We start from the raw sequence: 18,312 nt of genomic DNA on the forward strand, positions 1-18,312 counted from the left end.
ACATGATGTCTAAATTCTTTCAAATCACTATCTTATTCCTGGCGCTCACGTTTGCTGGGCCCGGTAATCTGCATGCGCAAAATACCGCTAAATACAAATGCATGATCCAGATGACCAATTACATGGGCGAAGGCGCCTATATCGTTATCTCGCTCATTGATAGCAAGGGTGCTTACGACAAAACCTTATATGTATTGGGCTCCAATAAAAAATGGTATAAAACCTTAAAAGAATGGAATCAATTTTATGCGAAGAAACCCACCAACATCAGCGCGATAACCGGTGCATCAGTTACCGGGGGCGACCGCAGCGTTAACGTGATTGAAATTGAAAGCGCCAAGATTAACGCCGGATATAAATTAAGGTTTGAGAGCGCCGTAGAGGATAAAAACTACAACGTGAAAGACCTGGAAATACCCCTGACCACTGAAAGCCTTTCGGCAAAAAACGAGGGCACCGGGTATATCCGCTATGTGCGGTTTAGCCCCAATTAACGACATCTATTTTTATGACCATTTCAATCTGGAGATACAGCCATTTAGCTTTGGCTGTATCTTCTTTTATTTTATTAACGCTGGCGGCTGTTACCGGTGTTATACTGGCTTTCCAACCCGTGGCGGAGAAGCTCCAACCCTACCGCGCGGACAACATTAACCAGATTACACTGGCGCAGTCAATCCCGGTACTACGCAAAATGTATCCCGGTATCAGCCAACTTACCGTAGATGCCAACCACTTTGTACAGGTTAAGGGTAGCGATGCGCAGGGTAAAAAGCTACTGGCTTTTATCGATCCGCAAAATGGCGCAATATTAGGCACTCCAGGTAAAAAGAGCGACTTTTTTGAATGGGTAACCGCCCTGCACCGTTCGCTCTTTTTACACGAAACAGGGCGCTTTTTTATCGGGCTAACAGCTTTTTTGCTGCTGCTCATCACCATATCAGGAACGGCTCTCATCATTCAGCGGCAGCGCGGGCTCAAACGCTTTTTCACCCGGATAGCCCGCGATAATTTTGCGCAGTATTACCACGTAGTTTTAGGGCGCTGGTCGCTGATCCCGATTTTTATCATCGCGTTAAGCGGAACCTATCTTTCTTTAGCCCGTTTCGGATTGATTGGCACTCCTGAAAAATCACCGAAGATCGACTTCGCCGCCATCCGGATGAAGCCGCTCAAAAACGCATCCGATTTTGATGTTTTCAAGCAGACCAAATTATCGGAAGTAGAATCAATTGAGTTCCCGTTTTCTGAAGATGCCGAAGATTATTATACACTCAAGTTAAAAATAGGCGAAGTAGCGGTTAACCAGGTAACAGGCGATATATTGAGCGAGGTTAAATATCCCACTGCCGTATTGCTCACCAACCTGAGCCTTAACCTGCATACCGGCCGTGCCAGTGGCATATGGGCCATTATACTGGCAGTTGCCTCGGCTAATATTCTCTTTTTTATTTATTCGGGTTTTGCCATTACCTGGAAACGCTTATCAAACCGTACCAAAAACAAGTATAAAGCCAACGAAAGCCGCTTTGTTATTTTGGTAGGATCGGAAAACGGCAGCACATTTGGTTTTGCCAAGACTGTACAAAAGCAGTTACTTAAAGCCGGCGAAAGATCAATAATTGTTGAATTGGATCGATATACCGTTTTCCCTGAAGCAGAACATTTTTTGATACTCACGGCCACCTATGGTTTAGGAGACGCACCTACAAACGCCCGCCGGTTTACTGATCTGTTGCAACAACACCCTCAGCCTAAGGCCATAAAATATGCTGTACTTGGCTTCGGTTCGCACGCCTATCCTGATTTTTGCAAGTTTGCTTTTGAGGTTAATTATTTGCTTTCGCAACAAGCATGGGCCAAGCCGTTGATAGACATCCATACGGTGAACGATAAATCGCCGGATGATTTTGCTTTATGGGCCGAAGCGTGGTCGCAGCAAGCGGGAATAAAACTGGATGTAACCACCCAAGCGAACCCGGTAAAGCACCGTGATATGCAACAGCTTACCGTTACGACCATTAACCACACCAACGATACCAACGGCGTTTTTACGGTAACCTTAAAACCTAAACGTAAGGTAATAGTAACATCGGGCGATTTGTTGGCCATTTACCCTACCGGCGATTACCACGAAAGGCTTTATTCTATTGGTATCATTAACGAAGAGATTCATTTAAGCGTGAGGTTATATCCGGGCGGACTTGGCTCCGGCTTTTTACATAGTTTAAAAGCAGGCAACATCATTAACGCCCGTATTGTTAACAATTCTCATTTCTATTTCCCTGTAAAGGCACCGGAGGTTATCATGATATCAAACGGTACCGGCATAGCGCCATTTTTAGGGATGATCAATCAGAACATACAAAAAAAGCCTTGCCATTTGTATTGCGGTTTTAGGGATAGTTCATCATACCAACTGTATCAAAACCTATTGGAAGAAAGCCACGCCGATGGTAAACTGAGCAAGCTCCACACCGCTTTTTCGCGGGAAGATCCAAAGCAGTACGTGGGGCACCTTTTAGCTACAGATACCGATTTGATAGCTGATGTATTGAATAACGATGGCGTGGTAATGATATGCGGTTCTTTATCAATGCAAAAAGACGTAATGGAGTTGCTTGAAACGGTATGCCAAACAAAAACCGATAACGATCTCAGCTTCTATCAATCGCATGACAGGATACGTTCGGATTGTTATTAATATTTACGCTGTCTACAATTGATGTTTGCTGAAATGCAATTGTGGGGACGAAAATATGCGACCTTTGTCTGTAATCATCAGGTAATGATATTCGGGGAATTTTTTGATAAACTGCAGCGCGGCATCCTTCCCTAAAACCATCATGGAGGTACTGAAACCGTTGGCCCTTTCGGCGCTGGGGCCAAAAACGGTTACGCTGCATAAGCCTGTAGCCGGGTAGCCGGTGGCCGGGTTAATAATATGCGCGTAGCGCTTGCCGTTAAAAACAACAAATTTTTCGTAACTGCCCGAGGTTACTACGGCCCCTTGTCGTAAAGGAACTATCGCGATAATGGTATCTTCCTTCATCGGGTTGGTAATACCTATATTCCAGCTGCTTCCATCGGGCTGTTTGCCCCAGGTGCTCATGTCGCCTGATCCATTTACAATGCCCGAATTTATCCCTCTGGTTATCATCATATCACGACACTTATCGGCGGCGTATCCTTCGCCCAAAGCACCGAAGCCTATTTTCATGCCTTTAAGTTTTAAAAATATGGTGGAGTTAACACTATCGAGGATAATGTTTTTATAACCAACTTTTTCAACGGATTTTTTTATCGCTTTGGGTGTTGGCATAGCGGTCATGGAGCCATCAAACTTCCATATTTTATCCATCGCAGCAAAGCTGATATCGAAAGCACCGCCGGTTATGCGGGATAAATAGATGGCCCGCTGGGTGAGCTGGAAAACCTCACGGTCTACCTTAACAGGATGGATGCCAGCCTTACTGTTTACCTGCGATACCTGTGAAGCGGGTATCCAATCGGATATAAGATTTTCTATCCGGCTAACTTCGGCAATACAGGTATCAATATTTTGTTCTGCAGTGATGGAATCTTTGGCTACCAGCGTAATTTGCCAACGGCTACCCATGAGTTTGGTTGTTCGTTTCCTGAGTATTTGCGAACTGGTACTTAAGGTAAATAGTAAAAAAAGCAGGATGAGTTTATTTTTCATGAAATTGAAACCGGAAATAAAGGTCGTAAAAAAACCGGGACGCTAAGCACTCCCGGTTTGATATGAATTACTGATCTCTTTAGAACTTATAAGCCAATGTTGTAGAAAACATGCGTGGCGCAATAGGGTTCACGCTGTAATTTTCGTGTACGGTATAGTTAAGCTCGTTGGTTAGGTTAGATACCTTTGCCAATAAAGACAGTTTTCTTTTGAAGGTATAACCTGCAGAAAAATCAAACGTACCATAATCTGTTAAATAAGTAGGCTGACCGCGTTGCAGGCCATTCTTCAGGGTATTGAAACCGGCGTTGCGTTTACCGGTGTAATAACCTGAAAATCCAAATTTCAATCCTTTCATGTCGCCTTTGTCAAAAGTATAAAAAATAGTAGCGTTAGCTGTGTGGGGGGTAGTTCCAATAACACGCTCACCCTCTGTAATACCAGTAACAGGCAGTGTTTGGGTATAACGGAAATAGTTGTAGGCATAGCCTGCCAGGAAGTAACAGTTAGCTGATAATTTGCCGGTAATATCAACTTCCAAGCCGTCGCTGGCTGTTTTACCGCTGAATTCCTTAACGTTGGTATCCGAGTTTGGTTTGCCATCTGCAGTAGTTAAGGCTGTTTGGGCAAAACGGTTGTTCAGGATATGATAAGCAGTTACATTAACCGATAATCTGCCGTTCAGGAGATCGTTTTTTACACCTGCTTCCCACTGATCAATGATGGACGGGCCCAGCGGTACATTATATATATCTACACCAGTGTTTGCAGTGAAATTATTGGCATAGCTCACGTAAACCGATGAGGTTTTAATGGGCTGATAAATTAAAGCAAATTTTGGCGAAAAAGCTTTATCCACCTTTGTAGCGGCAACTGCATCGGTAACTGCGCCGGTTACTTCGTCATAAGTGCGGGATTTTGGTGTTTCCTGATAAGTGTATCTCACGCCAGCCAATACCTTAAATTGCTCGGTCAGGCTGATTAAGTCCTGAGCGAAGGCTCCCATGCGCCATATCGGCGTTACGGTATGCTGATAGGTGTATGTTTCCGGCATTGGAAGCTTGGTTCCGTAAGTTGAAGGGTCGAGTATGTTTACCGAGTCGGTAGCATTGGCTGCTGTTCCGGTCGCATATTTAAAACTATAGGCCGTAGTTCTCGACTGATCTGCATCCGCACCAAACAACAAGGTGTGTTTAATAGATCCGGTCATCATGCCCCCAGTGAGATTGATCTGCTGATTATAAGTATATTCCTGTGATTTGGATCTGGTTAGTGCGCGTGGAGCCATGCCGTTTGCTTTACCAACCGGGCGTTCTGCTCCAAAATAGTTACGGCTGTAAGATTGGAACGCACCAAGCACATTCAATTTCCAGGTATCATTAAACTTGTGCGTTAAGTTAGCCTGGGCGCTGCCGGTGTTGGTATTATTGTAAGCCCAGGGCTCGTTAATGAAGGCATTACGCGGAACCGGAGAAATTTTCCCGCCTACGGTTCCGATACCAAAATCCGGTGTGTAGTTGCTTTTTAAGTAATCGCCTTGTACAATCAGTTCCGTTTTGTCGCTAATTTTATATAGAAGCGATGGGTTGACATAAAAGCGGTCGGTTTTTACCACATCACGGAAACTATTGGCGTTTTCTTTAGTGGCGATAACACGGAAGGCTATGCTTTTAGAAACCGGCCCGTAAATGTCAATTGTGGGCTTGTATAAATCATAGCTACCTGCGCGCATGCTCACCTCGCCTCCCCAGTTAAATTTTGGTTTTTTGGTTACCATGTTGATCACGGCGCCACCGCTAACCCCGCCATAAAGCAATGCAGCGCTACCTTTCAATACTTCTACTGATTCCAGCGTACTGGCCTCCGGCACACCTCCAATGGAAGTACGGGCACCATTTTTAAAAACGTTGTTACTGCCCAGGCTGTAACCACGGGCGTAAAAAGCCTCGTTTACTGAGCCACGGTTTTCACCTAAGGCTACACCGTTAACATTTTTCAGTACATCCGCCAACCGGTTAACCTGCTGATCGGCAATCACTGTACTGTCTATCACCTGGATACTTTGTGGTACATCCATCGGGCGCAAACCTGCTTTGCCCACTTTTACAGGCTTGTTATGCTGGTTAGCGCCTCTTACAGTCACTTCACTAAGCTTTGATGCATTTTCTTTTAAAGTGAAGCTCAACATCGCTTGCTTACCTTCGCCCACGGTTATTTGTTGTGCTTCGGTTTGTAAACCTACAAAAGAAACTTTAATGGTATAATTACCAGCCTTAATACCTTTAATGAGGTAGTTACCGCTTTCATCGGTTTTGGTTCCTTTATTGGTATGGTCCAGGCTAACGCTAACATAAGCAGCCGGTTTGCCATCGCTCGTTTCTACTCTCCCCTTGATGCTTCCGGTATTAGTTTGCGCATAGGCCGTTGGTGCAAGCAAAAAAGTGATCATTAAAAAAATTGTGTAAAGCTTATTTATCATTGTTGTTCTTATTTAGATTAAATCCAATTATGGGGCAAAGATAATAATTCGAGCAAAACCCCAAATAACTATTTAGAATTAATTTAAATAAAGAAATTTATGGCATCGAACAGGGCATTCAAGCCCCAAAAACGATGAGTTGACTATACCTGGAAAATCATATTTACGAACTGAAACTCCTAACAGTTGGCACTACCGGGGCATGAGAATAATGTACCTCCATTTGGAATAAGCTGGGGGCATGCCATAAAAAAGGAGGAATCACTCCCTCCTTTTTATACAATTCCATTAACGTATTATTTAACCACGAAAGAAAACCTTACTGAAATGGTCAGCTAAGCGTCTATTTCAAGATCTCCCTTGATATCACTATTTTTTGTATCTCGGATGTGCCTTCGTATATCTGCGTTATTTTGGCATCGCGCATTAAGCGCTCCACATGGTATTCTTTTACAAAGCCGTAACCACCATGTATCTGCACCGCCTCGATAGTTGTTTTCATGGCAACTTCGGATGCAAACAGCTTGGCCATAGAGCTTGCCAGCGCATAAGATTGGCCGCTATCTTTCAGCCAGGCTGCTTTTAAACAAAGCAAACGCGCGGCTTCAATTTCGGTTGCCATATCGGCCAGTTTAAACTGGATGGATTGATGATCGGCCAGTGGCTTTCCGAAGGTTTTGCGTTCCTTGCTATATTGCAGCGCCAGTTCATATGCGCCCGACGCTATGCCGAGAGCCTGGGCAGCAATACCGATACGGCCGCCTTCCAGTGTTTTCATGGCAAACTTAAATCCGAAGCCATCCTCTCCGATACGGTTCTCTTTTGGTACCTTAACGTCTGTAAACATCAGCGAATGGGTGTCAGACCCGCGGATACCCAGTTTATTTTCTTTTGGCCCAACAGTAAAGCCTTCCATCCCGCGTTCAACTATCAGGACGTTAATGCCATGGTGGCCGCGTTCGGCGTGCGTTTGCGCTATCACTAAATAGGTTGACGCCGAACCGCCGTTGGTGATCCAGTTTTTTGTACCGTTCAGCAGGTAATAATCGCCCATATCAATGGCAGTTGTGTGCTGCGATGTAGCATCTGATCCCGCTTCGGGTTCCGATAAGCAAAAAGCTCCTATTTTTTCGCCTTTAGCTAAAGGCACCAGGTATTTTTGCTTTTGCTCTTCGGTACCGTATTTTTCTAAACCATAACATACCAGCGAGTTGTTAACCGATACAACTACCGACGCTGATGCATCTATTTTAGAAAGTTCTTCCATTACCAAAACGTACGATATGGTATCCATGCCGCTGCCGCCATATTTGGCATCAACCATCATTCCTAAAAAGCCCAGTTCGCCGAGTTTCTTCACCTGCTCTGCCGGAAACTTTTGATGTTCGTCGCGCTCAATAACACCTGGTTTTAGTTCAAACTGGGCAAAATCGCGGGCAGCTTGCCGAATCATGATCTGTTCTTCTGATAAATCGAAATACATAAAATGTTATATGCTAAAGGTTAACTGAGATCAAATATAATCATATGCATGCATAGTAATATATTTTCCATAAAAAAAAAGGAGCTCTTTTGAAGCTCCCTTTCCCCTAATTAATTTAAACTATTGATTAAACCCAAACAAAGAACACAAATTACTCAGCATGGGCGTCTGAGAATTCAAAACAAAAATTTTTGATAGGTAGATGTAAAATAATTATTTCAAAGATATTTGTAGGGCCGTAAATGTTAATCAAAGGTAATCTCATAAATATGTCGAAACAAATACTAAAACGTCAGTAAATTTAATTTATCTTTAATCATCTTAATGATTTGAGCTCTACAAAACTGCGTCAGGGGCTTTTTTTTAAAGGTTTTATAAGACACGTGTTTAGTGGAAAGGTTTAATTATATTATTAAATAAATATTTCTGACACAAATACCATACAATGCTTTTAACTGATTTTGAATATCTTAATACTTCTGAAATTGCTTTTAAAAAAAAGGTAGCACTACAGATCAAGCGCCTGCGCAGGCAAAACCAGGTAAGCCAGGAGAAGTTTTACACCGAAACAAACATTAACATTGCGCGCCTTGAATCGGGCAAAGTTGATATCCGCCTGGATACCCTCCGCAAAATATGCTACTATTTTGATGTATCCCTTTCGGGTTTCTTCCAGGGTATTTATTAAGTAACAATTAATGGAAGTTATCAAAGCGATTGAAGCCTGGTGGTCGGGGCAAAGCTGGCTGGAATTAATTGGCTTTGCTACGGGTTTGTTATGCGTGCTGCTGGCGGCGCTAAACATCATCTGGAACTGGCCCTTCGCCATCATCAGCACCGGCATATACATTTTTATATTTGCCACGCACCGCCTCTATGCCGATATGGGCCAGTACGTATACCTTTTTATCAGCAATATTTACGGTTGGTATTACTGGAGCATGCGGCCAAAAGATGAAAAATCCATACCGGTTAAGCTGATCTCCAGAAAACAGATCTGGTGGTCTGCACTCGCGGTTGCGGTTTTATCGCCAACCCTTGGCTTTTTGTTAACTAAGCTGGCGCCGGTTTTGCATTACGCCCCGGCGGCATTTCCATACCTCGACAGCTTTTGTACAGTGTGCAGTTTAATAGCGCAGCTGTTGCTGGCCCGGAAGATTTTAGAGAATTGGTTGATATGGATATTTGTTGACCTGATTTACATTGGTGTATATGCCATGAAAGACCTGCGTTTAACCGCCGTGTTGTTTGCGGTTTATACCGGGCTGGCAATTTTTGGATATTTAGACTGGCGCAAAACTTATCGTAAACAACAACAGCCCGGAGTATGAATGATCGGATATTAAAAATAGCTATTGTTGGCCCGGAGTCAACGGGTAAATCTACCATGTCGGCCTACCTGGCTGAGCATTACCACACGGTTTGGGTACCGGAGTACGCCCGTGAATATTGCGATGCACTAACCGCTCCACCCACCTGGCAGGACGAGATCAATATGTTTCATGGGCAGATAGCAATAGAAAATGAATTACTGCCACAGGCAAACCGGTTGCTGATATGCGATACCACCTTTATTACCGTAAAGATATGGAGCGACCAGATGTTTGGCCAATCACCGCAGGAAGTGCTTGACGAGCTATCTCATCACCAGTACGATTTTTATCTACTCTTGAATATTGATCTTCCCTGGGAAGATGATCCGCTTCGCGATTTCCCCCACCTTCGCGAACATTTTATGGAAGTTTGGCACCGCGAACTACAGGCCTTAAATGCAAACTATGTAGTGATTTCGGGCTTGGGGGCTGATAGATACGAAAGCGCGGTTAACGCCATTGATAATTTTTTAAATTCTTCCCGCTAAATTGCAGCTCGGGTGCAACGTTTCTGAATACGTTGTGTCATTTAACCTGAAAGCTGATTAAAATTTGGAAGCCATTTATGTAGACAAGCATTATAACCTGGTGGTTGAGTGCAAACAAGGAAGCAAAAAAGCCCATTACGAATTGTACAAATTATACTCGAAAGCGATGTTAAATACCGCTTTCAGGATAGTTGACAATTTAAATGAGGCTGAGGACGTATTGCAGGAAGCTTTCCTGGACGCCTTTGCGCGGATCAAAGATTTCCGTCAGGAAACAACTTTCGGCGTTTGGTTAAAGCAAATTGTTGTGCACCGCAGCATCAACCTGCTGCGAAAACGCAAAATGGATCTGGTTGACATCAGCGATGAGCAAATTGAAAACCTGGCTGATGATGATCAAGCCGAAGATGACGAATTGATTTACAAGGTTACCCAGATTAAAGAAGCCATGAAGTTATTGCCCGACGGGTACAGGCTGGTTTTGTCGCTTTATTTATTGGAGGGTTATGATCATGAAGAAATTGGACAAATTTTAAACATCAGCGAAAACACATCAAGAACACAATTTTTAAGAGCCAAAAGAAAGTTAATTGAATTATTGAAACAGAAAGGAATAGTATCATGAGCAAGCGATTAGAAGATTTCATCAAAACGAATAAAGCCGGTTTTGATGATCTGGAACCAGGAAATGATCTGTGGGAGCGCATAGAAAAAAAGCTTCCGGCGGCGGAAGCCTCAAAACCAATGCCTAAGGTTAAAACCTTTACCCTTGGTTTTGTAATGCGAGTAGCGGCCGCAATTATTGTAGTAATGGCGGCAGGCTTTATATTTTACTTAAAAAATCAAAAATCGGCAAGTGTTAACCTGGCCGATATTAACCCTGAATATGCCCGGCAGCAGATACATTATTCATCGCTGATTGAAAGCAAACGCATGGAGTTAAAAAACCTGGCTAAAAACGACCCGCAATTGTACCGCGAATTTAGCAGCGACATTGCCAAAATGGACTCCACCTATAAAAAACTGAATACCGATTTAGCTACCAGCCCCAACCAGGAACGTGTTTTACATGCAATGATCCGGAACTTGCAGATACAAACCGAGGTGCTTAATCAGCAACTGAGAGTGATAGAACAATTTAATGAAATAAAAAAGGAACAACGTTATGAAACTAAAGATATTTAAAACAACCCTGTGTACCATTGTTATCGCATTAAGCATTCATGGTTATGCCAACAGCCAGGTAATATCATCTGATAAGGAAAAAGAGCTGGAACAAAAAATGCAGAGCCTTGAACTTAAACTTAAGGATATGCAAAGCAGGCTCGATAGCTTTAAAACCAACCAAAAGATGCAGCTTGCACTTAAACATTTAACGCTTGCAGACTCGCAACTTAAACAGACTTTTAAAGCGTTACCTAAATTTAACTATAAAATGTTTTCTGCGGCACCTATTACCAAAGAGCAAATGGAGGGGTTAAACCAGAGCTTTAAAGGTTTAAACCAAGCTATGAACAGCAACTTTAATTTCAATTATGATTTATCGGATCAAAAACTCGAAGAGAAAATTAAAAATGGAGAGGTAAAACAAAAGATAAAAAATTACAGTAAAAGCTACTCGGTTAGCCCTGGCGATAAACTGCAGATAGATAATCAATATGGTAAAGTAACGATCAATACCTGGCACAAAAACGAGTTTAAAATTGATGTGGAAATTAAAGGCATTGCCGGCGATGACGACGAGGCCCAAAAACTGCTGGATGGCGTAAGTATTGCCGATAGCAAAACCGACCATGTGATATCTTTTATTACCAAAATTGCCAACCGCGGAAATTCATGGGGGTTATGGACCAGCAATGGCAAAACCGTAACGCACGCGCATAAGGTTGAAGTAAACTACACTATTTATATGCCCTCTAAAAGCCCATTGGATATCAAGAATAAATTCGGCGGAATTACCCTTCCTGATTTTGACGGCAAATTAGCAATTGCCTGCACTAATGGCAATTTTATAGCTAAAGAACTGACCAATAACGATAATACCATCAATACACGTTTCAGTGATGTTATCATCGGCTCTATCAATGGCAGCACCCTCACCTGCGAGTACGCTAACGGGCATGGCCTTAAAATAGGCACCGCTAATAATCTGAATCTGATAGCTAAATATGTTTCAGCAGATATCGACAAGATCCAAACTTCGGGAAATATCTCTATCCGCTACGGCGAAGGTTTAAAAATAAGTCAGATTGATGATAATTTAAAAAACCTCACGGTTAATTCTGCCATGGCCGATGTGGTTGTGGGGCTCAAAAAGTATAATAATTTCAACTTTGCGGTATCGGTAAAACTGAATGATTTTAAGTATGATAACGATAAGGTAAAAATAACAAGAGTAGCCTCCGGCGATGAAAAGCATTATGTTGCAACCAAATCATATACCGGCTACGTAGGTAAAAATAATTCGGACGCCCAAATAACTATCAATAACCTTTATAACGGCGTTCAGTTTCAGTAATTCAATTCAATGTAAATACCGCCCGGCCCGTAAAAGTCGGGCTTTTCTATAACCAAACCTTTTTATTAACTATGCGTTGTGCAAACACAACAGCATAAATGAAGCAAACAGTCAGTATTTTTTGGTTCCGGAGAGATTTAAGATTAGACGATAACGCGGGCTTGTACTATGCCTTGAAAGGCGGGCACCCCGTTTTACCCTTATTTATATTTGACACCGAAATATTAAACCAACTGGAAGACAGGGAAGATGCGCGGGTTACTTTTATTTACCAAACCATTGAGGCATTAAATAATGAATTAAGGGAACAGCAATCATCATCCATACTCATTAAATACAACAGTACCGGCCAAGCCTGGAACGAGGTATTAGCCGAATATGATATAGCGGCGGTTTATACCAACCATGATTATGAGCCTTATGCCCGCCATCGGGATGCTGAATTAAAGGAATTATTTACACAGAAAAACATTGAGTTTTACACCTACAAAGACCAGGTAATTTTTGAAAAAGGCGAGGTGGTTAAGGATGACCAAAAACCCTATACTGTTTTTACCCCCTATAAACGCAAATGGTATGATAAACTGAAACCATTTTACCTAAAGCCGTACCCCACCCGTAAATACCTGGACAATATTTCAAAAACGTCTCCTTTCCAGTTACCCACACTCAAGTCGATGGGGTTTGCAGAAAGTAAAACTCATTTTCCGGATAAGCAGTATAAAACTATTATTGCCGGCTACCATGAGCAACGCGACTTCCCCGCAATAAAAGGCACTTCCCATATCGGCCTCCATCTGCGTTTCGGCACGGTGAGCATCAGGCAACTGGCAACAGATGCTTATGGCGCAGAAGAAAAAACATGGCTGAATGAACTGATATGGCGCGAATTTTATATGATGATATTGTATCATTTCCCGCAAACTGCCGATCATGCTTTTAAACCCGAATATGACCGCATCCGCTGGCGCAATAACGAAACCGAATTTAAAGCCTGGTGCGAGGGCAAAACAGGCTACCCCTTAGTTGATGCAGGCATGCGCGAACTTAACGCCACAGGCTATATGCATAACCGGGTACGCATGGTTGTAGCCAGCTTTTTAAGCAAGCACCTGCTGATAGACTGGCGCTGGGGCGAGCGCTATTTTGCACGTAAACTGTTAGATTATGAAATGGCCAGCAATGTTGGCGGCTGGCAATGGGCAGCCGGATCTGGAACGGATGCGGCACCTTACTTCAGGGTTTTTAATCCTGAGCTGCAATTAAAAAAATTCGACCCCAAACTACAATACGTAAAAAAATGGGTCCCGGAATATGCTGATTTCAGCAAATACCCGGAACCCATTGTAGATCATGCTTTCGCCCGTGAGCGATGTTTAAAAGTCTTTAAAGAGGCCTTGAGCAAGTCTTGAGTCAAGCGCCTTGAAAGCCCAATATACCTTATTCAGTTATTGGGCCAAGTCTATGGCTAATTATCGCCCAGCATTAATTTGTAACGGTTATGATGTTAAAATCATAACGCACGCAACTAAACGCCGGAATGGAGAATGACCCCTTACTGACAGCCGCTGTGCCATAGGCAAGCGCCGATGGAGACAAGATGGATATTTTTGCTCCGGCGGTTACCATTGGTAAAACCCCTTGCCAGGCGGTAAGTCCGTCTAATAAAGTAAGTGTGGTTGCCGCTGTGCCATCGTTATTGTTGGCCTCATCAAATATAGCCCCGTTAAGTAAAGTACCGGTATATTGTACGCCGATGTTCGAATTCACGTCGATAAGGTCGGTTCCGGTACCTGCCTGCTGAATTTTGTAGTATACGCCTGCATACGTTCCCGTCGTAATAGGAATATAGCCGCTTAATCCATTCGCGCTGATGTATTTTTTGATACTTAAGTCATCATAAGCGGCTTGTTTAGTAACATCATCATCCAGCAAATTAACGGTAAAATCTAAACATTGATTACCCGATATAATACCTGTGCTGGTTGTATTCTCTGATGTATAGCGACTGATGGTGGTGCCGTTTATACCATAAGCTAAACGAGATGGTATTAATAGGCGCACCTTTGAACCCTTGGTTTTAACAATATTTTTAAGAGCCAGCTGTAAGCCATTAGGCGCAATATAAGCTGTAAAGTTATAAGTGTGGTTTAAAATGGTATCGGTAGAACTGAAATTACCATCGAATGTTTTAAACGAATACACAAATGATATTTTATCGGGATAATCAATCACTTTACCGTTTCCCTGGGTGATAATCTGATAGTAGATGCCGGTAGTATCGCCGCCGGATAGCACTGGATTCATGCCGGTGAGATTATTTTGTTTAATGTAGGTTTTTATTTGGTCGGCATCAAATTCCTTTATGGTGAAATTGTCGCTGTTTTTTCTGCAAGATAAAAGGCCGAATGCACAAAATGCCATCAGGGCATATAAAAGTTGTTTCATTTAAATCAGTTGGTTATATCGTAAAGTTTTATTGTAAAGTCGAGTATCGCGTTTGCCGGTAAGTTTAAATCAGGTTGTGGGTATGGCCCATAAGCATATCCTGAAGGCACAATGAGCCTGATGGTTCCTCCCTTTTTTATCAAAGGAATACCTAATTGCCAACCTTTTATAACCTGGCCTAACACAAACGACGGATGGAAGTTGTTGGTTGGCGTAAAAGGGATGGTACCGCCAAGCTGTTTCCCGGTATATCCTACCGTAACCAGCGTTGAACTGGTAAACAAAACATTACCTGTACCCAAGGTATCAATAATATAAAACTCCCCGGTAGTTTTAATCTCCTTGGCCACGTTTGTTAAATTATTATCGGCAATGTATTTACGTATGATCACGCTGTCGACAGCAGCCTGCGCCAACGCCTGACGCTCAACAGTATTGTCTTTCGCGCAACCCGAAAGGCAAAACCACAAAGCCAAACATATCAACAGTACTTTCCCCATTTTATTACAAAGGGCAAATTTATCCTTTTAAAATTCAAAAACAGAACCTTAACACTTTTTAACACATTTTTACTTAAAATAAGTGTTTTATACTGGCTAAAGTACGCAATGAAGGATTAACGCTAAAAAAAACAGTTTAGTTCAAAGCGTTCCTTCACGCCGTTTTCAATTTACAATTAAAACAAAAGGCCGCTACCCTTTTTGGGGCAGCGGCCTGGCATTATTTATTAAGGTCAGTTAATAACAATATTTATTGGCTTCGATAATCTGTTTAGCCACCCGTTGCCTCGCATCTTTAATATTGAAGGGCGTAGTTTTGGTGAAGCGCCTCAAGCCCATCATCATCGCGGTATACTCATCGCCGTCAGCAAACGAATTTAATGCTTCTTTACCTGCTATGTAAACATGGTCTACAGCCTCATGTAAGTAAATCCTCATCATATCCAGCTGGCCCTTGCAAGCATCCTCGCCACGTAACTTCACTAATTTTTCTGTTCTCAGGATGGTTGATTCAGCGACATATACATAGCCAATGATGTCGGCAATGTTCATCAATATCTCTTGCTCTTTACCTAAAGTAGCCATCAGTTTTTGAACGGCCGAACCTGCAATCATCAACCCGGTTTTCTTTAAATTTTTCAGGATCTTTTTCTCGTAAGCAAAAGTTGCGTCGTCTTCGGCGGCAAAATCAGGTATCGCCATTAACTCTCCGGCCACTGCCTGGGCTGGGGTCATCAGGTCCAGTTCACCTTTTAATGCCCGTTTTAAAAGCATATCTACAATCAGCATCCGGTTAATTTCGTTGGTACCTTCAAATATCCGGTTGATGCGGCTATCACGATAGGCACGCTCCATAGGCGCCTCGGCAGAGTAGCCCATACCGCCGTACACCTGCAAACCTTCGTCAACCACATAGTCCAGCATTTCAGATCCCCATACCTTTAATATGGCACATTCAACAGCAAATTGCTCGGTTGATTTGAGTTTGGCTTTCGCCAGGTCCATCCCACTGGCGTGCAGGGCTTCATAGGCATCATCAATATTTTGCCCCGCCCGGTAAGCGGCACTCTCAACGGCGTAAATGCGGGTAGCCATCTCGGCTATCTTATAGCGGATAGCGCCGAATTTGGAGATGGGCAACTTAAACTGCACACGTTCGTTTGAATATTTAACCGCGTAATTGAGCGCCATGCGCGATGAGCCGATAGCCGCCGCACCCAATTTAATCCGCCCGATATTCAGGATGTTCACTGCTATTTTAAACCCGTTCTGGCGTTCTGATAATAAATTTTCAACCGGAACCGGGCAATCGTTAAAAAACACCTGCCGGGTTGACGACCCTTTGATGCCCAATTTATGTTCTTCCGGGTTCATGCTGATCCCGCCAAAAGCTTTTTCAACAATAAATGCACTCAGGTTGGCATCGTCGTCAATTTTAGCAAACACCACAAACACATCGGCAAAGCCTCCGTTAGTGATCCACATTTTCTGACCGGTAATCAAATAATGAGTTCCCTCGGCATTCAGTTTAGCTTTGGTACGGCCAGAGTTGGCATCGGAGCCCGAGTTAGGTTCGGTTAAGCAATAAGCAGCCTTCCACTCGCCCGAAGCCAGTTTGGGGATGTATTTAGCCTTCTGCTCTTCGTTACCATAATACAGGATAGGCAAAGTGCCGATACCGGTATGGGCAGACAGTGCTACGGCAAAAGAATAACCGGCGCCTATAGCATCCGCAACCAGCATAGAGGTATTGAAGTTTTTACCAAAACCGCCGTATTCTTCAGGGATGGATACGCTCAACAAGCCTAATTCGCCGGCTTTATCCATCAGCGTTGGCATCAGGCCCTCTTCCTGCGCGTCAATCCGTTCCAGGTTGGGAAGCACCTCAGTAGCCAAAAAGTCCTCACAGGTTTTTTTGATCATCTGCGATTCTTCATCAAACTCCTCGGGTATAAAAATATCACCGGCCTCAGTTTCGCGGATGATAAACTCGCCGCCTTTAATGGTTGTTTTTTCTGTTGTTTCCATAGCCCCTCCTAAATCCTCCCCGGTAGGGAGGACTTTGATTTTGATTTTTATGTTGGTTCAAACTTTACAATTTTAAAAGCCCTCCCTACCGGGGAGGGTTGGGTGGGGCTCCTCTATAACATTTCAAACACCCCGGCCGCGCCCTGCCCGGTGCCTACGCACATCGTTACAATTCCGTATTTCTGGTTGTTGCGTTTCAATTCGTTCATCAACTGCACGGTTAACTTGGCGCCTGTACAGCCCAGCGGATGGCCGAGTGCTATGGCACCACCATTGACGTTGAGCTTGCTTTGGTCGATGCCCAATTCGCGAACCACGGCTAACGATTGCGATGCAAAAGCCTCGTTCAGCTCGAACAGATCGATCTGATCAAGCTTCATATTGGCTTGCGCCAGTGCTTTCGGGATAGCGTAAATGGGCCCTATACCCATAATTCGTGGTGGTACACCGGCCACGCTATAGCTTACCAAACGGGCAATAGGTTGTACATTAAGCTCCTTGAGCATTTTTTCGGATACGATAAGCACAAAGGCGGCCCCATCCGAAGTTTGCGAAGAATTACCCGCCGTAACCACGCCATCGGCACTAAAAACCGGCTTTAATTTGGCCAGTTTATCAACACTGGTATCGGCACGCGGGCCTTCGTCGGTGTCAACTACATATTGCCTGGTTTTCTTTTTCAGGTTTTCGTCAAGGTAAGTTTCCTTTACGGTGATGGGCAATAGGCCTTCTTTCATGTGTCCGTTCTGGATTGCCTTGATAGCTTTCTGATGCGATTGATAAGAAAATTCGTCCTGGTCTTCGCGGCTTACCTTGTACTCCTTAGCCACAGCCTCAGCGGTAAGGCCCATGTTCCAGTACCAATCGGGGTGCGCTACGGCAACCGTTTCGTTCGGAACAATTTTCCATCCGCCCATCGGTATGGTCGACATCACCTCGACACCACCGGCAATAATGCAGTCGGCCATGCCGGACCGGATCTTGGCTGTCGCCGTGGCAATGGTTTCCAGTCCTGACGCGCAGTAACGGTTCATCACCACGCCCGGCACCTTATCAGTATCCAATCCCATCAGCGATATCAAACGGGCCACGTTGAGCCCCTGCTCAGCCTCGGGTGTAGCGTTACCGACAATCACATCATCTATCCGCTCTCTATCCAATCCCGGAACCGAAGCCACTAAGGCCCGGATCACTTCTGCAGCCAGGTCGTCGGCCCTTGTAAAACGGAACACGCCACGTGGCGCTTTTCCAACCGCGGTTCTGTATCCTGCTATGATATATGCTTCTTGCAT

The 18,312-nt window shown here is 43.8% G+C and carries 16 protein-coding genes; 9 read left to right on the forward strand and 7 right to left on the reverse strand.

Annotation, left to right across the window (positions count from 1 at the left end; genetic code table 11):
- Window positions 1-2 precede the first annotated feature (2 nt).
- Together MUCPA_RS10830 and MUCPA_RS10835 are read left to right on the forward strand one after the other, a co-directional pair.
- The gene (locus MUCPA_RS10830) at window positions 3-494 is read left to right on the forward strand and encodes a DUF2271 domain-containing protein (RefSeq protein ID WP_233276853.1); all 492 of its coding nucleotides are present in this window, start codon (window positions 3-5) and stop codon (window positions 492-494) included.
- 14 nt (window positions 495-508) lie between these two features.
- Entirely contained in the window at window positions 509-2,704 is a 2,196-nt protein-coding gene (locus tag MUCPA_RS10835) for a PepSY domain-containing protein (protein ID WP_008506384.1), read from the forward strand.
- A 12-nt stretch (window positions 2,705-2,716) separates the two neighbouring features.
- Here MUCPA_RS10835 and MUCPA_RS10840 read toward each other — a convergent pair whose 3' ends face one another.
- The 3 genes from MUCPA_RS10840 to MUCPA_RS10850 all read right to left on the reverse strand — a co-directional run bounded on the left by MUCPA_RS10840 (window position 2,717) and on the right by MUCPA_RS10850 (window position 7,665).
- Window positions 2,717-3,703 carry an FAD:protein FMN transferase gene (locus MUCPA_RS10840; protein ID WP_008506385.1) on the reverse strand — a complete coding sequence of 329 codons (987 nt, stop codon included), beginning with the start codon at window positions 3,701-3,703 and terminating at the stop codon, window positions 2,717-2,719.
- Between the two features lie 79 nt (window positions 3,704-3,782).
- Window positions 3,783-6,182, reverse strand: coding sequence for a TonB-dependent receptor (locus MUCPA_RS10845; RefSeq protein WP_008506386.1), 2,400 nt, complete (start codon window positions 6,180-6,182; stop codon window positions 3,783-3,785).
- Between the two features lie 343 nt (window positions 6,183-6,525).
- Window positions 6,526-7,665 (reverse strand): acyl-CoA dehydrogenase, encoded by a 1,140-nt coding sequence (locus MUCPA_RS10850; protein WP_008506388.1) that lies wholly within the window; start codon window positions 7,663-7,665, stop codon window positions 6,526-6,528.
- 445 nt (window positions 7,666-8,110) lie between these two features.
- On the opposite strand from MUCPA_RS10850, the gene MUCPA_RS10855 reads away from it, so the two are divergent.
- The 7 genes from MUCPA_RS10855 to MUCPA_RS10885 all read left to right on the forward strand — a co-directional run bounded on the left by MUCPA_RS10855 (window position 8,111) and on the right by MUCPA_RS10885 (window position 13,456).
- Complete coding sequence (locus MUCPA_RS10855; RefSeq protein WP_008506389.1) at window positions 8,111-8,353, forward strand: helix-turn-helix domain-containing protein; 243 nt, start codon at window positions 8,111-8,113, stop codon at window positions 8,351-8,353.
- A 10-nt stretch (window positions 8,354-8,363) separates the two neighbouring features.
- On the forward strand, window positions 8,364-8,996 hold the full coding sequence (pnuC, locus tag MUCPA_RS10860) for a nicotinamide riboside transporter PnuC (protein WP_008506390.1): 633 nt from the start codon (window positions 8,364-8,366) through the stop codon (window positions 8,994-8,996).
- Window positions 8,993-9,526, forward strand: a complete 534-nt coding sequence (locus MUCPA_RS10865; RefSeq protein WP_008506391.1) for an AAA family ATPase — start codon at window positions 8,993-8,995, stop codon at window positions 9,524-9,526. The genes pnuC and MUCPA_RS10865 overlap by 4 nt, the downstream gene beginning before the upstream one ends.
- A 64-nt stretch (window positions 9,527-9,590) precedes the next feature.
- Window positions 9,591-10,151, forward strand: coding sequence for an RNA polymerase sigma factor (locus tag MUCPA_RS10870; RefSeq protein ID WP_008506392.1), 561 nt, complete (start codon window positions 9,591-9,593; stop codon window positions 10,149-10,151).
- Window positions 10,148-10,711 (forward strand): hypothetical protein, encoded by a 564-nt coding sequence (locus tag MUCPA_RS10875; protein WP_008506393.1) that lies wholly within the window; start codon window positions 10,148-10,150, stop codon window positions 10,709-10,711. The genes MUCPA_RS10870 and MUCPA_RS10875 overlap by 4 nt, the downstream gene beginning before the upstream one ends.
- A complete protein-coding gene (locus MUCPA_RS10880; RefSeq protein WP_008506394.1) occupies window positions 10,692-12,044 on the forward strand; it encodes a hypothetical protein in 1,353 nt (450 codons plus the stop codon). The genes MUCPA_RS10875 and MUCPA_RS10880 overlap by 20 nt, the downstream gene beginning before the upstream one ends.
- A 98-nt stretch (window positions 12,045-12,142) precedes the next feature.
- Complete coding sequence (locus MUCPA_RS10885) at window positions 12,143-13,456, forward strand: cryptochrome/photolyase family protein (RefSeq protein WP_008506395.1); 1,314 nt, start codon at window positions 12,143-12,145, stop codon at window positions 13,454-13,456.
- Window positions 13,457-13,529: 73 nt separating this feature from the next.
- On the opposite strand, the gene MUCPA_RS35980 is transcribed toward MUCPA_RS10885, so the two are convergent.
- The 4 genes from MUCPA_RS35980 to MUCPA_RS10905 all read right to left on the reverse strand — a co-directional run bounded on the left by MUCPA_RS35980 (window position 13,530) and on the right by MUCPA_RS10905 (window position 18,312).
- Complete coding sequence (locus MUCPA_RS35980; protein ID WP_008506396.1) at window positions 13,530-14,492, reverse strand: FKBP-type peptidyl-prolyl cis-trans isomerase; 963 nt, start codon at window positions 14,490-14,492, stop codon at window positions 13,530-13,532.
- 5 nt (window positions 14,493-14,497) lie between these two features.
- On the reverse strand, window positions 14,498-14,992 hold the full coding sequence (locus MUCPA_RS10895; RefSeq protein WP_008506397.1) for an FKBP-type peptidyl-prolyl cis-trans isomerase: 495 nt from the start codon (window positions 14,990-14,992) through the stop codon (window positions 14,498-14,500).
- Window positions 14,993-15,229: 237 nt separating this feature from the next.
- Window positions 15,230-17,020, reverse strand: a complete 1,791-nt coding sequence (locus MUCPA_RS10900; RefSeq protein WP_008506398.1) for an acyl-CoA dehydrogenase family protein — start codon at window positions 17,018-17,020, stop codon at window positions 15,230-15,232.
- A gap of 113 nt (window positions 17,021-17,133) precedes the next feature.
- Entirely contained in the window at window positions 17,134-18,312 is a 1,179-nt protein-coding gene (locus MUCPA_RS10905) for an acetyl-CoA C-acyltransferase (protein WP_008506399.1), read from the reverse strand.

The sequence above is a fragment of the Mucilaginibacter paludis DSM 18603 genome (genome assembly GCF_000166195.2).
GTDB lineage: Bacteria > Bacteroidota > Bacteroidia > Sphingobacteriales > Sphingobacteriaceae > Mucilaginibacter > Mucilaginibacter paludis.

Excerpts from the sequence above, each read along its gene's own strand:
- MUCPA_RS10830 (WP_233276853.1), top strand. The coding sequence starts at position 3 with ATGATGTCTAAATTCTTTCAAATCACTATCTTATTCCTGGCGCTCACG.
- MUCPA_RS10835 (WP_008506384.1), top strand. The coding sequence starts at position 509 with ATGACCATTTCAATCTGGAGATACAGCCATTTAGCTTTGGCTGTATCT.
- MUCPA_RS10840 (WP_008506385.1), bottom strand. The coding sequence starts at position 3,703 with ATGAAAAATAAACTCATCCTGCTTTTTTTACTATTTACCTTAAGTACC.
- MUCPA_RS10845 (WP_008506386.1), bottom strand. The coding sequence starts at position 6,182 with ATGATAAATAAGCTTTACACAATTTTTTTAATGATCACTTTTTTGCTT.
- MUCPA_RS10850 (WP_008506388.1), bottom strand. The coding sequence starts at position 7,665 with ATGTATTTCGATTTATCAGAAGAACAGATCATGATTCGGCAAGCTGCC.
- MUCPA_RS10855 (WP_008506389.1), top strand. The coding sequence starts at position 8,111 with ATGCTTTTAACTGATTTTGAATATCTTAATACTTCTGAAATTGCTTTT.
- pnuC (WP_008506390.1), top strand. The coding sequence starts at position 8,364 with ATGGAAGTTATCAAAGCGATTGAAGCCTGGTGGTCGGGGCAAAGCTGG.
- MUCPA_RS10865 (WP_008506391.1), top strand. The coding sequence starts at position 8,993 with ATGAATGATCGGATATTAAAAATAGCTATTGTTGGCCCGGAGTCAACG.
- MUCPA_RS10875 (WP_008506393.1), top strand. The coding sequence starts at position 10,148 with ATGAGCAAGCGATTAGAAGATTTCATCAAAACGAATAAAGCCGGTTTT.
- MUCPA_RS10880 (WP_008506394.1), top strand. The coding sequence starts at position 10,692 with ATGAAACTAAAGATATTTAAAACAACCCTGTGTACCATTGTTATCGCA.
- MUCPA_RS10885 (WP_008506395.1), top strand. The coding sequence starts at position 12,143 with ATGAAGCAAACAGTCAGTATTTTTTGGTTCCGGAGAGATTTAAGATTA.
- MUCPA_RS35980 (WP_008506396.1), bottom strand. The coding sequence starts at position 14,492 with ATGAAACAACTTTTATATGCCCTGATGGCATTTTGTGCATTCGGCCTT.
- MUCPA_RS10895 (WP_008506397.1), bottom strand. The coding sequence starts at position 14,992 with ATGGGGAAAGTACTGTTGATATGTTTGGCTTTGTGGTTTTGCCTTTCG.
- MUCPA_RS10900 (WP_008506398.1), bottom strand. The coding sequence starts at position 17,020 with ATGGAAACAACAGAAAAAACAACCATTAAAGGCGGCGAGTTTATCATC.
- MUCPA_RS10905 (WP_008506399.1), bottom strand. The coding sequence starts at position 18,312 with ATGCAAGAAGCATATATCATAGCAGGATACAGAACCGCGGTTGGAAAA.